Source organism: Neptuniibacter sp. 1_MG-2023 (genome assembly GCF_030547185.1).
Classification (GTDB): domain Bacteria; phylum Pseudomonadota; class Gammaproteobacteria; order Pseudomonadales; family Balneatricaceae; genus Neptuniibacter.
Genome location: NZ_JAUOQR010000012.1, coordinates 20174 through 37985, shown reverse-complemented (window position 1 = coordinate 37985; position 17812 = coordinate 20174). Strand labels below are relative to the sequence as shown.

General features: G+C 43.9%; 13 protein-coding genes. 12 read left to right on the top strand and 1 reads right to left on the bottom strand.

Annotated features, from left to right (window positions below):
• The first annotated feature begins 205 nt into the window (after nt 1-205).
• Nucleotides 206-2158, top strand: a complete 1953-nt coding sequence (gene acs, locus Q4492_RS12995) for an acetate--CoA ligase (protein ID WP_303418654.1) — start codon at nt 206-208, stop codon at nt 2156-2158.
• A gap of 156 nt (nt 2159-2314) precedes the next feature.
• Nucleotides 2315-2980, top strand: coding sequence for a response regulator transcription factor (locus Q4492_RS12990; protein WP_067866510.1), 666 nt, complete (start codon nt 2315-2317; stop codon nt 2978-2980).
• A gap of 72 nt (nt 2981-3052) precedes the next feature.
• Here Q4492_RS12990 and Q4492_RS12985 read toward each other — a convergent pair whose 3' ends face one another.
• On the bottom strand, nt 3053-6985 hold the full coding sequence (locus tag Q4492_RS12985) for a NahK/ErcS family hybrid sensor histidine kinase/response regulator (RefSeq protein WP_303418648.1): 3933 nt from the start codon (nt 6983-6985) through the stop codon (nt 3053-3055).
• Nucleotides 6986-7303: 318 nt separating this feature from the next.
• Here Q4492_RS12985 and Q4492_RS12980 point away from each other — a divergent pair, with 318 nt between their 5' ends.
• From Q4492_RS12980 to fliJ, 10 genes are all read left to right on the top strand, one after another.
• Nucleotides 7304-7564, top strand: coding sequence for a DUF4212 domain-containing protein (locus Q4492_RS12980; protein ID WP_067866506.1), 261 nt, complete (start codon nt 7304-7306; stop codon nt 7562-7564).
• A 31-nt stretch (nt 7565-7595) separates the two neighbouring features.
• Nucleotides 7596-9413, top strand: coding sequence for a sodium:solute symporter family protein (locus Q4492_RS12975; protein WP_303418644.1), 1818 nt, complete (start codon nt 7596-7598; stop codon nt 9411-9413).
• A gap of 84 nt (nt 9414-9497) precedes the next feature.
• A complete protein-coding gene (locus tag Q4492_RS12970) occupies nt 9498-11327 on the top strand; it encodes a putative nucleotidyltransferase substrate binding domain-containing protein (protein ID WP_303418641.1) in 1830 nt (609 codons plus the stop codon).
• A 3-nt stretch (nt 11328-11330) separates the two neighbouring features.
• The gene (locus Q4492_RS12965) at nt 11331-11960 is read left to right on the top strand and encodes a 3'-5' exonuclease (RefSeq protein WP_303418638.1); all 630 of its coding nucleotides are present in this window, start codon (nt 11331-11333) and stop codon (nt 11958-11960) included.
• Nucleotides 11961-12133: 173 nt separating this feature from the next.
• The gene (fliE, locus tag Q4492_RS12960; protein WP_303418636.1) at nt 12134-12487 is read left to right on the top strand and encodes a flagellar hook-basal body complex protein FliE; all 354 of its coding nucleotides are present in this window, start codon (nt 12134-12136) and stop codon (nt 12485-12487) included.
• 65 nt (nt 12488-12552) lie between these two features.
• Nucleotides 12553-14184: a flagellar basal-body MS-ring/collar protein FliF gene (gene fliF / locus Q4492_RS12955; RefSeq protein WP_303418790.1), complete on the top strand. Its 1632-nt coding sequence runs from the start codon at nt 12553-12555 to the stop codon at nt 14182-14184.
• Entirely contained in the window at nt 14177-15187 is a 1011-nt protein-coding gene (fliG, locus tag Q4492_RS12950) for a flagellar motor switch protein FliG (RefSeq protein WP_303418633.1), read from the top strand. The genes fliF and fliG overlap by 8 nt, the downstream gene beginning before the upstream one ends.
• 7 nt (nt 15188-15194) lie before the next feature.
• Entirely contained in the window at nt 15195-15965 is a 771-nt protein-coding gene (locus tag Q4492_RS12945) for a FliH/SctL family protein (RefSeq protein ID WP_303418630.1), read from the top strand.
• On the top strand, nt 15958-17343 hold the full coding sequence (gene fliI / locus Q4492_RS12940) for a flagellar protein export ATPase FliI (protein WP_303418629.1): 1386 nt from the start codon (nt 15958-15960) through the stop codon (nt 17341-17343). Before Q4492_RS12945 ends, fliI begins: the two co-directional genes overlap by 8 nt.
• Nucleotides 17340-17783, top strand: coding sequence for a flagellar export protein FliJ (gene fliJ / locus Q4492_RS12935; RefSeq protein ID WP_303418627.1), 444 nt, complete (start codon nt 17340-17342; stop codon nt 17781-17783). The genes fliI and fliJ overlap by 4 nt, the downstream gene beginning before the upstream one ends.
• Nucleotides 17784-17812 lie beyond the last annotated feature (29 nt).

The window sequence follows — 17812 nt, the reverse complement described above, 5'->3', positions numbered from 1 at the left end:
CTTATAAATTAGTAGGTTGCTGGTTTGCTGAGACTAAGGTCTTAGCTCGGATATACCAAGGTCTAATTCAGGGTATTGCTCTCCCTTCTGTATAAACCTAGGACAGATATTTAACCTCGTTTGCGTCTGATAATAAAAAAATACCAAAAACATAGACGATCTGAGGGTATTTGATAATTACAACAATCAAGCTAAGGGCATCACGATGAGTGAAAAAATATATCCAGTTCGTCCGGAGATAGCGGCACAGGCGCACATTGATAATGATAAATATCTAGCAATGTACGATCAGTCTGTGAATGATCCAGACACATTCTGGGGTGAAGCAGGTAAACGCCTAGATTGGTTCAAACCATATACTAAAGTTAAAAACACATCTTTTGATCCACATAATGTTGATATCCGTTGGTTCGAAGATGGTACGTTAAATGCCTCATACAACTGCCTTGATCGTCATCTAGAAACTCGCGGTGATCAGGTTGCTATCATTTGGGAAGGAGATGACCCAAGTGAGTCTGAGAATATTACTTACCGTCAACTACATGAACGTGTTTGTAAGTTCTCAAATGCGCTTAAAGCGCGTGGCGTTAAAAAAGGCGATGTTGTAACTCTTTACATGCCAATGATCCCTGAAGCTGCTGTTGCGATGCTGGCATGTACACGTATTGGTGCAGTGCATTCAATCGTATTTGGTGGTTTCTCGCCGGAAGCATTAGCTGCGCGTATCGAAGGTGCAGATTCCAAAGTCGTTGTTACTTCAAACTACTCCCTACGTGCAGGTAAATCTGTACCGCTTAAAGCTAATGTTGATAAAGCGTTAGAGCATGAAGCAGCGAAAGAACGTGTTGAGAGCGTAATCGTTGTTAACCGTGTTGATAAAGACGTTGCTTGGAATGACAAGGTTGATGTTTGGTATGAAGATCTTGTAGCCGATGCTTCTGCAGATTGCGCTCCTGAAGAGATGGAAGCGGAAGCGCCAATGTTTATCCTTTACACATCCGGTTCAACGGGTGCGCCAAAAGGTCTTGAGCATACAACCGGCGGCTACATGGTTTACGCGTCTATGACGCATGAGTATGCCTTTGATTATAAAGAAGGTGACATCTACTGGTGTACTGCTGATGTAGGTTGGGTTACAGGTCACAGTTATATCGTGTATGGACCGCTTGCTAACGGCGGCACGTCCTTGATGTTTGAAGGTGTTCCAAGCTACCCAGATAACAGCCGCTTTGGTCGTGTTATTGAAAAACATAAAGTTAATCAATTCTACACTGCGCCAACCGCGATTCGTGCCTTGATGCAGCAAGGTGAAGATGTTCTAGGTGATTCCGACCTATCTTCACTACGTATCTTAGGTTCAGTAGGTGAACCGATTAACCCTGAGGCGTGGGAATGGTATTACCGTGTTATTGGTCAGAGCCGTTGCCCAATTGTTGATACGTGGTGGCAGACAGAAACAGGTGGCATGATGATCTTGCCTCTACCTGGTGCTACTGCTGCTAAACCAGGCGCTGCTTCACGTCCATTCTTTGGTGTTCAGCCAGCGTTGCTTGATGCGGATGGTAATGAGCTAGAAGGTGCTACAGATGGCAACCTAGTTATTAAAGACTCATGGCCTGGTCAGAGTCGTTCTATCTGGGGTGATCATGAGCGCTTTATCCAGACTTACTTCTCTACCTACAAAGGCTATTACACTACAGGTGATGGTGCGCGTCGTGATGAAGATGGATATTACTGGATCACAGGTCGTGTAGATGACGTAATTAACGTTTCTGGTCACCGTATGGGTACCGCTGAGGTTGAGTCAGCACTTGTTGCGCATCCTGCTGTAGCTGAAGCCGCTGTAGTAGGTTACCCGCATGAAGTTAAGGGTCAGGGTATCTACGTATACGTGACGCTACAGTCCGGCTACGAGCAATCAGATGAGCTACTGAAAGAACTGCGTATGCATGTTCGCTCTGAGATTGGTCCAATTGCTTCGCCTGACTTGATTCAATTTGCACCAGGCATGCCGAAAACGCGTTCTGGTAAAATCATGCGCCGTATCTTACGTAAGATTGCTGAAGATGATTTTGATGCATTAGGTGATACCTCAACACTGGCTGATCCGTCGGTTGTAGATGATCTCATCAATAACCGAATGAACCGTGCTAAGTAATATTTTTTAATATTTAGTCTAAAAAACTCTCGTAGGACTCGGAATATCCGAGACTTACGGGAGTTTTTTGTTCTATAGTAGTAGTTAAATCACTGGAAAACCGTTCCATTTACGGTCGGCGTTCGAGTAACAGTTTCTTAAGGGGGAATTGAACGCATGCAGTTAGCTCAAAAAATTATTATTGCAGATGATCATCCACTATTTCGCGCGGCTTTGAAGCAGGCGGTTGCTCAGGCACTGCCCGGCGTCGAGACGATAGAAGCAGATTCTCTACCGGCTGTTCAGGAGGCTGTTGACCAGCATTCTGATGCTGATCTTGTTTTGCTTGATATTCACATGCCAGGTACTAATGGATTCTCAGGTTTAGTTTTTCTTCGTGGTCAAAATCCAGGTATACCTGTGGTTGTAGTTTCCGGAAGCGAGCAGCCTCATATTATGAAGCGTGCAATTGATTATGGTGCTTCTGGTTTTATTCCAAAATCTTCTTCTTTAGAAACAATAGCGGATGCGATTGTTGCGGTACTAAAAGGGGAGGAATGGTTGCCACAGGAGGTTGCAGATAATCTTCCTGATGTAAGTGAAGATGATCAGAAGTTTGCAGTCGCTTTAGCGGCCTTAACGCCGCAGCAATTTCGCGTCTTGACTATGTTGACTGAGGGGCTGCTAAACAAGCAGATTGCTTATGAATTAAATGTTTCAGAAGCAACCATCAAAGCGCATGTAACTGCTATCTTACGTAAATTGGGCGTTCATAGTCGTACACAGGCGGTAATCGCAGCACAACGTTTGGGTGTAGAACCGCCTAAAACTGATTTAGAGTAACTTGTAGCTCGTTGATTTTAATAAGGCGCTTGATGCGCCTTTTTTCATGTCTATAGCACAGGGGGATGTGCTTTAGCTGGCCCGTGCGGTTGCGATGGTTTTGTTAATGATGGCCCTTAGTGCAGCAGGCTTAATCGGTTTTGTGAGTAGTTGAGCGCCATTAGCGGCTATCTCCTCTTTTACTGCTTCGGTGCGGTCTGCGGTAATGATAATGGCCGGTACTTTTTTGTTGAGCAGTGGTTGAATATCTTCCAGCGCCATAATACCGGTTAGTGTTTCTGAAAGATGATAATCTGCCAGAATTATTTCGGGTTGGAAGCCCGCGTTAATCTGTTTTATCGCATCCGCTGTTGATAGTGCTGTATTAACCTCGCATTCCCAACCATTAAGTAAAGCTGACATCCCTTCAAGAATTTTAGGTTCATTATCGATCACTAATGCCTTAATTCCTTTGAGCCCTTTACTGTGAATCCAGCCGCGTTTTTCAGGTTTAGGTTTGATAGCTTTTGCTGGATCACCTAAAGGTATTTCAATACTAAATACGGTGCCTTTGGTTGGCCATGAGCGAACATTCAGGCTGTGTCCTAGCATGTTGGCAATACGCTCGGTGATGGCTAGTCCTAGTCCTAGACCTTGTACTTGGGAGTGTCTTGGGTTGTCTATTCGCTTGAACTCTTCAAATACCTCGTTGAGTTTGTCTTCAGCTATGCCGACACCGGTATCCCATACTTCAACTCTCAGCATGTTATTGTCTCTGCGACAACCCAGCAGAATTTTTCCCTCTTGTGTGTAACGGATAGCGTTGGATAGGAAGTTTTGAATTACACGGCGTAAAAGTTGTTGGTCGGAACGAACAATCTTGTTACATGGGACGAAACGAAACCTTAGCCCTTTTTTCTTTGCAACGGCTGTAAATTCTGTATTCAGCGCGTTAAACATATCGCTTAGGCAGAAGTCACTAATTGAAGGAATTAATGCACCGGCATCTAATTTAGATATATCGAGTAAAGCGGTAATTAGCTCTTCTGCCGCAGTTAAAGAACCATTTAGATTATCTACCAGCTGACTTGTTTCCTCGCTATGGCTCTGTTGGGCCAGTGCGGAAGTAAATAGACGTGCCGCATTTAAAGGCTGTAATAGGTCATGACTGGCTGAAGCTAAGAAACGTGTCTTGCCTATATTGGCATCATCCGCGTCCGATTTGGCCTGACGTAGCTCATCTTCCATTAGTGAGCGGATTGTATTTTCTTTACGTAGTTCTTTGTTGACTACAGAAAGGGCGTGCGTTCGCTCTCTCACTCTCTGTTCTAGGGTTTCGTTAGTCTCTTTAAGGGCTATTTCTGCTTTACGTCGCTCTGTAATATCTTGATATAAAGAGAAGTAACCTAGTACATCGCCGTAATCACCTATATGTGGAATGTATTTTACTTCTGCGTATCGCTTGCTTCCGTCGGAAGTCGGTAAGGTCGTTTCAAAACGCTGCTGTTTACCTTTTAGTGCTTCGGTAATGTAAGGGCTTCTAAGCTCATATTCTGCTTCAGACATGATTTTATAGCAGGGTTTTCCTGAGATTGAGTTTCGATCTAAGTGGAAGGTCTCTGCATAAGCCTTATTGACAAAAAGATAGCGTCGTTCTGGATCAAGGTATGCAATAAGTACAGGTACATTGTCCGTGTAGATGCGAATATTTTGTTCGCTTTCCCTTAACGCTTCTTCTACATGTTTGTAAGTGGTGATGTCCATGTAGGTGTTAACGTAGCCGCCGTTAGGCATTGGGTTGCCGCGGACTTCTAAGACTGTGCCATTGGGGCGAAAACGCTCGTAACTGTGGCGTTGGCTTGATTTAAGTAAGGATAAACGCTTTTTGACCTGTTCCTCGTTATTACCGGGGCCGTATTCTCCTTTGGTTGCATTAAAACGAAATACTTCTTCAATTGGGCGCCCAACGCAGATAAGGCCTTCCGGATAATCGAACATCTCTACATAAACTCGATTCCATGCTACAAGCCTCATTTGCTGATCGACTACGCTAATACCTAAGCTGATATTCTCAATAGTCGATTGCAGAAGTGAGCGGTTGAACCGGAGTGCTTGAGAGGCTTCATCAACGATAGTTACAACATCGCCAATGTGCATGTCTTTTCCACGCAAGGTGGACGCTAAGACTATGCGTGAAGATGAAGCACCAATCACGCCCGCCAGTAATCGTTCGGTAAATTGGATTAATTCAGGCGTGGCTTTATCATCAGATAAAGGTGGGTCTTCATCCCGTTGTAGAGCAAAGCCCGTAAACGCATGTTGGGTGCGGCTGATCCCTAGAAAACGCTCTGTCAGCATTTGTAAATCACCAACAGTGACTTGCCCGTACTGTCTTGAGCTTTCGGTTAGATCCTTGTTGTATACGTCAACAAATGCGCTTGCTTGTATACGGTCCACAAGTCGTGGAGTTGCGTAGCGAGAGATCAGAATATAAAGACTCGTATTAACGAATAGAGACCAGAATACTCCATGGGATAAAACATCTAGGCTATCGAGGTTAAATAGATGGGTTGGGGAAAGCCAAGTAATATTAAATATCCCGTTATTTAGGTATTCAGGCCCCAGTAGTCCAGCTTCACTAAAAGAGGGAAGTACAAGGGTGTAAAGCCATAGTATAAATCCGCCAATTAGACCGGCAATAACCCCATTACGAGACCCTGATTTCCAGTAAATTCCGCCAATAATCGCTGGTAGGAATTGTGCTGCTGCTACAAATGCAAGTAAGCCGAAAGACGCTAGAGGGGATTGGTCGCCTAAAATTCGATAGTAAAAATAGGCCAAGATCATTAGGCATAAAATGGTGATACGTCGGACACGAAGTAAAAGGGAGCCGATATCCTTGTTATCCGAGAGTCTGAGCCATGAAATTCGAAATAAAAGCGGCATGATAATGTCGTTACATACCATTGTGGCTAAGGTAATACTCGCTACGATAACCATACTGGTGGCCGCGGATAATCCCCCAATAAACGCGAAGGTCGCAAGTTGTTTGTAATCCGCAGCTAAGGGGAGCATAAGTACAAAAGTATCTGCATCAACGTTTGTACCTTCAAAATAGAGCACACCTGCTGTAGAGATGGGTAAAACGAAAGCCGATAGTAAAATCAAATAGACAGGAAATAACCAGCGAGCCAGTTTTAAATGTCCAGCATTTGTATTTTCTACTATGGTGACATGAAATTGACGGGGCAAGCAGATAACGGCCGCGCAGGCGAGAAGTGTCTCTGTTAAAAAACTGCCTTCAAGGAGTGATGTTGTGTAATTGTTATTGTTGTTTAACTGTAAGGCGATATTGTAAGCAAGGTTGCCAAAACCATCAAAAACTTCAAAGGTTACGAAAATACCCACGGCTATAAATGCTGCGAGTTTTACAATGGATTCGAAAGCTACGGCGAGTACTAAGCCTTCATGGTGTTCGGTCGCATCAATCTGCCGCGTACCAAAAAGTATAGCGAAAATTGCCATGACTATGGCCACAAAGAGTGCGGTATCACTCCCTTTGCTTATTACCTCTTCTGTTCCAGGTGTTAAGGCGTTGTAGCTAATCGCTACAGCTTTAAGCTGCATGGCGATATAGGGCATAGTGCCGGTAACGGCAATAATGGTTACTAGTACAGCTAAGGCTTGGCTTTTTCCGTAGCGAGATGAGATGAAATCCGAGATGGTTGTAATATTTTGTTGTTTGCTGATCAGCACCATCTTCTCAATTAATTGCCAGCCAAAAATAAATACGATAATTGGTCCCAGATAAGTGGCTAAAAACTCCCATCCGTTAGTGCTTGCTCTGCCTACTGCTCCATAAAAGGTCCAAGAGGAACAGTAGACAGCAAGGGAGAGTGAGTAGATGATTGGTCTACTGGCTGCCCGAGGATTTTTTTGAGCATTTTTGTCACCGTAGTAAGCGATGGCAAAAAGCAAGCCTAGGTAGGCAAGCGATATAAGAATTATCGACCAACCTGAAAGCATAAACACAATTCCTCGGTGAGATTATCAGGTAGTTAGTTTACTAGTTTTTAGCAGGAACCCAATATTTACCTGATTTTTGCAGAATAACGAATAGATATGTATCTAAATGACTAATACTTTTGTATAGGTGTTTGTTGTTAATAGGTTTTTTGGTTATGCCCTAGACTCTACGGAAAACGGCTAATCAGAGGGAGATTGGTAGGCATAAGGATATAACGAGTCGACTAAAGTTTAGCTTTGTTTGGCGACGGTGTCTGATAGTCTCTACCTGTCTTAAATTTTCACCAATTTTTCAATAACAAAAATAAGGATGGTGTTATGTCAATTAGTAATGAGCAGGCGCAAGCCTACTGGCGCGAAAATTTGCGCATCATTATGACTCACCTTGCGATCTGGTTTGTAGTTTCCTACGGCTGCGCAATCCTGTTCGTTGAACAGCTTAACGAGATTCCGTTTTTCGGCTTCCCATTAGGTTTTTGGTTCGGCCAGCAGGGGTCAATCTTCGTATTCGTCATCTTGATCTGGACTTATGTGTTCAGTATGAACAAGCTTGACGAGAAGTATGACGTTCACGAATAACAATAATAATTTCAATTAGGACGGCATTGCTATGAGTCTCGACGTTTTAACTTTTCTCTTTGTAGGTGGCTCCTTTGCGCTATATATCGGTATTGCGATATGGGCGCGCGCAGGATCAACCAAAGAATTCTACGTGGCAGGCGGTGGTGTACCACCAATTGCAAACGGTATGGCGACAGCGGCTGACTGGATGTCTGCAGCTTCGTTTATCTCTCTAGCCGGTTTGGTTTCCTTTATCGGTCGTGATGGTTCAGCTTATTTAATGGGTTGGACTGGTGGTTATGTATTGTTAGCACTGCTGTTAGCACCTTACCTACGTAAGTTTGGTAAGTTCACAGTACCTGACTTTATCGGTGACCGTTATTACTCGCAAACTGCGCGTGTAATTGCAGTGGCTTGTACAATTGTAATCTCTTTCACCTATGTTGCTGGTCAGATGCGTGGTGTTGGTATCGTGTTCTCTCGTTACCTACACGTTGATATCAACACAGGTGTTATTATCGGTATGGCGATTGTATTCTTCTACGCTGTACTCGGTGGTATGAAAGGTATTACTTATACTCAGGTTGCACAGTACTGCGTACTTATTCTTGCGTTTACTGTACCTGCATTGTTCCTATCTGCTCAGGTTACGGGTCATATCCTTCCACAGATCGGTTTAGGTGCTACATTAGATAGTGGTATGTCTGTACTAGCGACGTTGGATCAGCTTTCAGTTGATTTAGGCTTTAGTCAGTATACTAGCGGTAAGAAATCTACGATTGATATCTTCTGCTTAACAGTTGCTCTAATGTGCGGTACTGCAGGTCTTCCTCATGTAATCGTACGTTTCTTCACTGTACCTCGTGTTAAAGATGCACGTATCTCTGCAGGTTATGCATTGATCTTCATTGCGCTTCTTTATACTGCGATTCCTGGTGTGGCTGGTTTTGGTCGTGTAAACCTTATCCAAACACTGAATGGCGCTGATGGTTCTGGTGCTTCTTATGAAGCTCTAAAAACCGAAGCTAAATGGTTCCAGCAGTGGGAAAATACAGGTCTTATCGGTTGGAATGACCGTAACGGCGATGGCAAAGTTCAGTATGCTGCTGGTGATGCATTTAATGGCGCTAAAGGTAAGCCTGCGTTCCTTGAAGATCGTGGCGAATATGGTCAGCGTCTAGCAACTAACGCTAAAGATGATGCTGAGTTTGATGCAAATAAACAGCCGTTTGCTAACGAAGTATATGTCGACCGAGACATTATGGTGTTGGCTAACCCTGATATTGCGCAGCTTCCTAACTGGGTAATTGCGTTAGTAGCAGCGGGTGCGGTTGCAGCGGCACTATCTACTGCAGCGGGCTTGTTGTTGGTAATTTCAACAGCGATCTCCCATGACTTGATGAAGAAAACTATCAATCCGAATATCAGCGATAAGCAGGAGCTTCTTTATGCTCGTCTAGCTGCGATTGTTGCGATTTGTATTGCCGGTTACTTCGGTATTAACCCTCCAGGCTTTGTGGCTCAGGTTGTTGCCTTAGCGTTTGGTTTGGCGTGTGCGTCTGTATTCCCTGCAATTATCATGGGTATTTTCTGGACTCGTCATAACTCACAAGGTGCGATTGCCGGTATGCTTGTAGGTCTTGTATCTACAATGTGTTACATGTACTACTTCGCATTCGGTAGTGGTACGCCTGATCAGTACTTCTTAGGTATCTCTCCAGGTGGCTTCGGTACTGTTGGTGCGGTTCTGCATATCATTGTTGGCTTCGTAGTATCTAGTATGACTGCGGCACCACCAAAAGAAATCCAGGAGATTGTAGCTGATCTACGTATTCCACGTGGCGCTACTGAGGCTCATGATCATTAAGATCGAGTAATCACCTTACGGAAGGGGCGCCCAGCGTAAAGTTGGAGCGCCCTTTTTTGTGAACATTGCATAAGGATTATAGAGATGCCTGATTCTTTCAAAATGACAAACCTTCCGTTTAGTTTGTTGGATGAAAAAGAGGAACACATACTGCGTTCGAGCCTTGATATAGGTTACTACCAAAAGGGCGAGGTAATTATGGCTGCCGGGGAGGAGCCTGAAGGTGTGTTTATTATTTTGAAAGGAAGGGTGGGTGAAAGCGAAGTTATAGAGGAGGGGGAGACAAGCCGTGAGCAGATCTTTGTTTATTACACGAATGAAGATTATTTCGGGGGTTGGTCTGCAATCCGAGGTAAGGCTATTCATAACTTTATCGCTGAAGAAGAAACAATATGTCATGTTTTGCCGACTAAAACCTTATTAGATTTAATGTCTACGAATAGCCTGTTTGCAGACTATTTTCAGCAAAACCTGTCCGCTAAAACTGAAATTGTTCAGCAGCATGGCAAAGATCAAGATATGGCCGAATTTATGTTGGCTAAAGTATCCGATGGGTTGATTAGGGAGCCATTGGTTATAGTGGAAGGGACTTCTATACGTGAAGCAACCTTGATTATGCGAGAGCATAAATCGGATTGCTTATTGGTTAGACGAGGAAGTCGATATGGCATGGTTACCGGAACTGACTTGCTTGATGCGGTTATCGTTAATGAGATGTCGATGGATACGGATCTAGCGGAGATAGCAAGTTACCGCTTAATCACAGTTGAGCCAGATGACTATCTGTTCAATGCGTTGATTATCATGACTCAACAGCGCATTGAACGTGTTGTGGTTATGCAGGGAGCTGAGATGAGTGGGATAGTAGAGCTCACGGATGTGTTGAGCTATTTTTCGAGTCATTCTCATGTGATTGGTTTGCGGATTGAGAGAGCGCAAACGGTTGAAGATCTAAGAGAGGCTGCTCAGGGCTTAGATGATTTAATTAAGGCTTTAGTCTCCCATGGTGTTAAGACTCGATTTGCCATGGATCTCTTGGCTGCAATGAATGGCCGGATTATTGCTAAATTATTCAATATTATCATTCCTTCTGATATGCAGCCCCATGTTTGCCTTTTAGTGATGGGCTCGGAAGGGCGTGGTGAGCAAATCATGAAAACAGATCAAGATAATGCTGTTATTTATCGAGATGGTTTGGTTTGGCCGGAGATGCAGGCGACCTTAAATCGATTTAGTGAGACTTTGATCGGATTTGGTTTTCCTCCGTGCCCAGGTAATATTATGGTATCAAATCCCGCTTGGGTTCGTTCATTGGGTGAGTGGACTCAGATGTTGAGGGAGTGGGCTGAAAAGTGCGACTGTGAGTCGCAGATGAACTTGGCTATCGCTATAGATGCTAAACCTGTAGCGGGTAACCCTGCTATATTTAAAGCGAGTCGTAACTGGTTTATGCGTCATTTACGTAATAATGATGTGTTTTTCTCTCATTTTGCAAAAGCATCCTTAGAGTTTGATACGCCGTTAACCTTCTTTGGTAACTTAAAAGATAAAGGGCACTTAGATATTAAGAAGGGTGGGATATTTCCTGTTGTTCATGGTATTCGAACGATTGCGCTTGAGTATCGTATTAAGGCGACAAATACATTTGAACGAATTGAGGCGTTGGTCGAGCAGGATCAGTTACAGAAAAAACATGGTAGTGAACTAGCAGAAGCGCTAAGTCTGTTTATTAGTTTAAGGTTAAGGCAGCAAATTAAACGCATAGAGTGCAGTGAAAGTGGGCATGATCAAACACCTAACTTAATTGAATTGCAGTCGTTAGATAAAATGGAGCGTGATCTGTTGCGAGATGCTTTGCATATTGTAAAAGGGTTTAAGAAGCATCTTGAGCTTAGATATCACCTCGGGGGTTAGTTGATGATAATACCCAGAGCGGTTAGAAGAATAAAAGAGAAATATGATCACAAAGCGGGTCCGTTCGCCCATCTTTTTGAATCCTATAGTGGCGACGAGATTGTTTCGCTTGATTGTGAAACCACTAATTTAGATGTGAAACAAGGCGAAATTGTATCTATAGGTGCGGTTAAGATTAGAGGTCGAAAAGTACTCGCGAGTGAGCGGTTAGATATTAAATTAAAGCCACCCAAGTCTTTGAGTGGCGATTCTATTAAAATTCATAAAATTCGTGAGAGCGATTTAGCGGAAGGTATAGAGATTGAAGATGCCTTGCAGCAGGTGCTTGAATTTGTCGGTAATCGTCCGATTTTAGGCTATTACGTGAATTATGATATTCGGATGTTAGATAAATTTATCAGGCCGCTATATGGCTTTGGTTTGCCGAATAAAGCGGTGGAGCTTTCGCACGTCTACCACGATATCATCAAGTGGAAGTCTGTCGGTGGTAATGTCGATTTACGGTTTGATACTATATCGAAAAAGTTAGATATCCCCATGTTGGAGCGGCATACTGCTATAGGTGATGCTTTGACCGTAGCTTTGATGTATGTGCGTCTAAAATACGGCGATCCGCCAGAAGCGCATTATTAATCGATAATACGTCAAAAGATTAGCGGGCCTTATGGCCCGTTTTTTGCTTTATTTCTACCGTATGTACTCATTTATAGTTTTAATAGACAAAATAATGACATTATTTTGTTATCCTCTATTGATGAAGTGCTAAGTGTGATTATAATGTCAATAAATTGCCGCTTGGTGTTGGTATGGTAGAAAGAGCAGATATAAATAGCGTTCTTATGCAAATGCGGACTATTAAAGCGCAGGTCCAAGCCACTTCTTCTGATGTGGCGCATATTGCGCCAGAAGGTTTGAAGGAAAATGGTGTTGTAGGACGAACGTCGTTTGGGGATATCTTAAAAAATGCCGTTGATGGTGTTCATGATACTCAGGTGAATGCCAAAAAGTTGGCGGTTGCATACGAGCAAGGTGATTCGAGTATCGATTTACCGCAAGTAATGATTGCGGCCGAGAAGGCGTCTATATCTTTTCAAGCTATGACCCAAGTACGTAATCGCTTGGTTTCAGCTTATGAAGATATTATGAATATGCCGATCTAATAAAAAATAGAAATTCAAGGTGAGTGGCTGTGGCTGGTGGTTCTGAAACGTTAAGTGGAAACCCAATGCAAGGCTTTAATAAGCTAGGCATTGTACGTCAACTCGGTTTGATGGTTGGGTTGGCTGCCAGTGTCGCTATAGGCTTTGCTGTTGTTCTGTGGTCTCAAAAGCCTGAACAGCGAGTTCTCTTTAGTAATCTCTCTTTTTCTGATGCGAATCAGATTATCGAACAACTTCGTTTATACAATGTGCCCTATAATTTTGATGCGGATGGTCGGGCTATACTGGTGCCTGATGAATATGTTCATCAAGCACGTTTAAAGCTAGCGGCTGAAGGTTTTACTGCGGATAAAACTGTTGGCTTCGAAATAATGGATAAAGAGCAAAGCCTCGGTACCAGTCAGTTTATGGAAACGACAAGGTATAGACGAGGTTTGGAGGGTGAACTGGCGCGCACAATCGCTAGTATGACGGCCGTTCGAAATGCTCGGGTGCATTTAGCTATACCTAAAGATACGGTGTTTATTCGTGACACTCGTAAGCCTACAGCCTCAGTTTTCTTAGAACTTTTTTCTGGTCGAGCTCTCGAACGGGATCAAGTTGCATCAATTGCTAATTTAGTTGCTTCAAGTATTCCTGCTCTTAATGTTAAAGATGTAACAGTGGTTGATCAGCAGGGCCGTTTGCTGAATATGCGCGACAAAGACGTTAATGTCGTTTTAGCAGCGAAGCAACTTGAATATACACGAAGCTTAGAAGGAACGTTGCTCAATAGGGTTAATAGTATTCTACAGCCTGTTGTGGGGGCTGGGCGCTTCCGTGCCGAAGTGTCTGCTGATGTGGATTTCACGGCCGTTGAGCAAACGGATGAACTTTATAATCCGGATCTGCCAGCGTTGCGTAGTGAGCAAACGATGGATGAATCTCGTGTCAGCGGAAGCGCACCTGTTGGAGTGCCTGGTGCATTATCTAATCAGCCGCCGGGGCCAAGTAGTGTTCCTGAACAAGTAGGGTCAGGTGACAGCGCTGCGGCGGAAGGTGGATCTCCAGGTTCTGCTCGTAAGCAGGCGACTCGAAACTATGAATTGGATAGAACGATCAGTTATACCAAGCATCAACAAGGGCGTGTTAGACGTCTAACTGTAGCGGTTGTGGTAGATGATCTGTCTAGCGTGGATCCCACAAGCGGTGATGCGATCAGAGCGCCTTGGGATCAGAATGAATTAGAACGCTTACGTATACTTGTCCAAGATGCTGTAGGTTTTTCTGCCTTGCGTGGTGATAGTGTTAATGTTGTGAATACTCCCTTTGTCGCTGAAGAACCTATAGTGACAGAGGATATTCCGATCTGGAAGCAAGATTGGATCTGGGATATCGCTAAGCAAGCAATGGCTGTTATTTTTGTTCTGGTCTTAGTTTTTGGGATTTTAAGACCGATTTTACGTAACTTGGCGACAGCCGGTACTGCTGGTCATGTGGCTGGTCTAGGTGCTGCTGGTGATGTGAGTGCTGAGTTGGCTGGGTTAGATGGCGCTGACTTTTCGTCTGATTCTGTGACCTTTGGCAGTGATGATGAATTACTACCTACCCCCAATGAAAGTTTTGATTATCAGTTAAATGCTATTCGTAGTATGGTGGCCGAAGATCCTGCGAGAGTAGCGCAGGCAGTTAAACAATGGGTAGGTGATAATGAGTGACGGAGCAGATCAGGGGGGGCGTGAAATTGATAAGGCCGCCATCCTGCTGATTAGCTTGGGTGAAACTGACGCTGCAGAGATTCTCAAACATATGGGCCCTAAAGAGGTTCAAATGATTGGGGAGGCGATGGCACAGTTAAATAATGTTCCTCAAACAAAAGTAGAATCGGTTGTAGGTGACTTTATGGGATTGGTTAGCGACCAAACCGGTATAGGCATTAATAACGATATCTATATTCGCTCTATGCTTAATCAGGCGTTAGGTGAAGAAAAAGCTAAAACTCTCCTCGATCGTATTCTTATGAGCACCAATACGTCTGGCCTTGATACGTTGCGCTGGATGGAGCCTCGACAAATCGCAGAAATTATTCGTTATGAACATCCGCAGATTCAGGCGGTGGTTGTTGCTTATCTTGAGCCTGATGTGGCGGCGGGTGTTTTAGGGTGTTTCGATGAAAAACAACGCCTTGATATTCTTATGCGTGTTGCTGCTTTGGATCGTATTCAGCCGCAAGCGTTACAGGAGTTGAATGATATATTGGAGCGTCAATTTGCTGGCGCAGGCGGTGCGAGCACTGCTACCTTGGGCGGCGTAAAATCAGCTGCGAATATCATGAACTTTATTGACTCTAATATGGAAGTGGAGTTGATGGAGAGCATTAAGGAATCGGATGAATATTTAGCGTCTAGCATCTCTGATCTAATGTTTGTTTTCGATAATCTACTTGATGTTGAAGATATGGGTATTCAAGCTATCTTGCGTGAAGTGTCAACGGATGTGTTAGTGATTGCACTAAAAGGCGCAGATGTAGCCTTGCAAGAAAAAATCTTTAGAAATATGTCTAAGCGTGCTGCCGAATTGCTGAAGGATGACCTTGAAGCGAAAGGTCCTGTGCGGGTTAGTGATGTTGAAGGTGCACAGAAAGAGGTGCTTACCATTGCACGCAGACTTGCCGATGATGGTGAAATTATCCTTGGCGGTGGTGGTGAGGCGATGGTGTAATTGATATATGTCTAACGAAACTAAGGCGTATAAACGTATTAGGGCTGAAGATGTGCGTGATGCCCAAAGCTGGACTTTACCTCAAATGGGAAAGTCTTCTACGACCGCTACTGCGCTTCAGCATAAAACGATTGCCGAAGTTACTGTTGTTGATGAAGTTATTGCTGCAGAAAAGATTACTGTCGCTGAACTTGAAGCTATTCGAGAAACCGCACGTATTGAAGGTCTTGCAGCGGGTTTGGAGGAAGGGCGTAGTCAAGGTCAAGAGGAAGGACATGCTGCAGGTTTAGTTGCGGGACGAGAAATTGGTTACAAAGAGGGTTTTCAGCAGGGTGAGTCAGAGGTCGCAAGGCTTCAAACAATGCTTAAAGATCTGTTGTCTGAATTACAAACCCCACTGGACGAATCGACCGCAGCTATCGAAGAAGAGTTAGTGAAACTTGTTGTTTTATTAGCTGAAAAAACAGTAGGTGCTGAGCTGTTAACAAGAAAGGATTTGCTTCTATCTTCTATTCGAGAAGGCTTACAGCAGTTGCCTGAACCCATAACGACAGTGCTTCTCAAAGTAAGTGCAGATGATTCTGAGTTTATTGAGGAATCACTACTTCTACCAGGGGCATCTCTTGTGGTTGAGGTTTCTCCTGATATTGCAGCTGGTGGCTTTCGTCTTGAAACTGAAAGTACTTTGATTCAAGATGAGGTTGAAGCGCGTTTTTCCGAAGTTGTAGAGCAATTCTATAACAATCTAAAACATGAAGCCGCTGGCGATCATGAGTAAGCTCCTAGAAAAACTATCCCGTTATTCTCAATACCGAATAGATCCTCCTTGCCCGCGTGTAGAGGGTCGCATCACGCGTATGATCGGCTTGACGATTGAGGCTGTCGGTATTAAGTGTGCTGTGGGGGCATGCTGTTTTATTGAGTTATCCAAAACAAATAAAGTTGAGGCTGAGGTGGTGGGGTTTTCTGGAGACCGCATCTATTTAATGCCTTTATATCCAATCGATGGATTACAGTCTGGAACACGAGTTATAGCCTCTTCTGAGTCCGGAAAAGTCCCTGTCGGAATGAACCTTCTTGGTCGAATCTTAAACGGTGTTGGTAAGCCTATAGATGGTAAAGGGCCTTTGCAGCCTGAAGCTGAAACGGATTTAGCTGGAGAGATTATTAATCCTCTTATGCGAGAGCCAATAAAACAGCCTCTTGATGTAGGTATCCGCACAATTAATGGTTTGTTGACGGTCGGGCGTGGTCAGCGAATGGGTCTATTTGCTGGTAGTGGTGTCGGTAAATCGGTATTGCTGGGGATGATGACGCGCTTTACTGAAGCGGAAATTATTGTTGTAGGTCTGATCGGTGAGCGAGGACGGGAGGTTAAAGAGTTTATTGAGCATAGTTTAGGTGAGGAGGGTTTAAAGCGTTCGGTTGTGGTTGCTTCACCTGCAGATGATTCGCCTCTTATGAGGCTTCGGGCTTCACAATTATCGACACGTATAGCTGAGTATTTTCGCGATCAAGGGAAAAATGTACTTTTGCTAATGGATTCTCTAACCCGTTATGCTCAAGCTCAACGTGAAATAGCGCTGGCCGTTGGTGAGCCACCTGCAACTAAAGGGTACCCGCCCTCTGTTTTTGCTAAAATTCCTAAACTGGTTGAGCGAGCAGGTAATGGTGAAGAGGGTAGTGGTTCTATTACTGCGTTTTATACGGTATTGACTGAAGGGGATGATCAGCAAGATCCTGTAGCTGATTCGGCACGTGCGATTTTGGATGGGCATATTGTTCTATCGCGTCGTTTGGCTGAACAAGGACATTATCCTGCAATCGATATTGAGGCCTCAATTAGTCGTGCGATGCCGCAGATTGTTGAAGCGGATCATCTAAAAATGGCAATGCGGTTTAAGCAGCTATACTCTAAGTATCATCAAAATGAAGACCTTATTAATGTAGGGGCTTATGTTAAGGGAAGTGATCCTGATACTGATTTTGTGATAGAAAATTTACCTTCAATTAGCGCTTATCTGTGTCAGGGTATGAATGAATCCTTCGCGCTAAAAGAATCTATGCAGCAGATGTTTATGGTTATCTCTACACCTCCACAAGCGGAGTTAAACCAGCAAATACGTCGCCCAGCAAATAATGGCTTGCAGAAATGAGTAAACGTTCAAAGCGATTACAGTTGGTTCTTGATCTTGCCGAGAGAAAAAAGAAACAGGCGGATCAGTTTCTTGCGGCTAGTCGTCAGCGAGTTGAGCAAGATAAGAGAACTATGGGGCAGTTGGATCAATATTTAGCTGAATACCATCAAAATTATCTAGGGGTCAATGCGGAAGGCTGTACCGGTGCGCAATTGCATGCACAGCAAGCTTTTATGCAGAAGATACAAGATGCCAAAGATACTCAGACCAATGCCATGGCTCAGAACTTAAAAGAACTTGAGGCAGTTGAACAGCATTGGAAAACTTCATACGCACGTATGAAGGGTATGCAAAAACTGACGGATAAGGCGCTCGAAACTGAAATGCAAGCAGAGGAAAAGGCTTTGCAAAAGCAGATAGATGAGCGTGCTCAAGTAATGAAAAACTCCTTCCTGTAATCTTGGCCCTTTTTTTGCTTTTGTTGTAC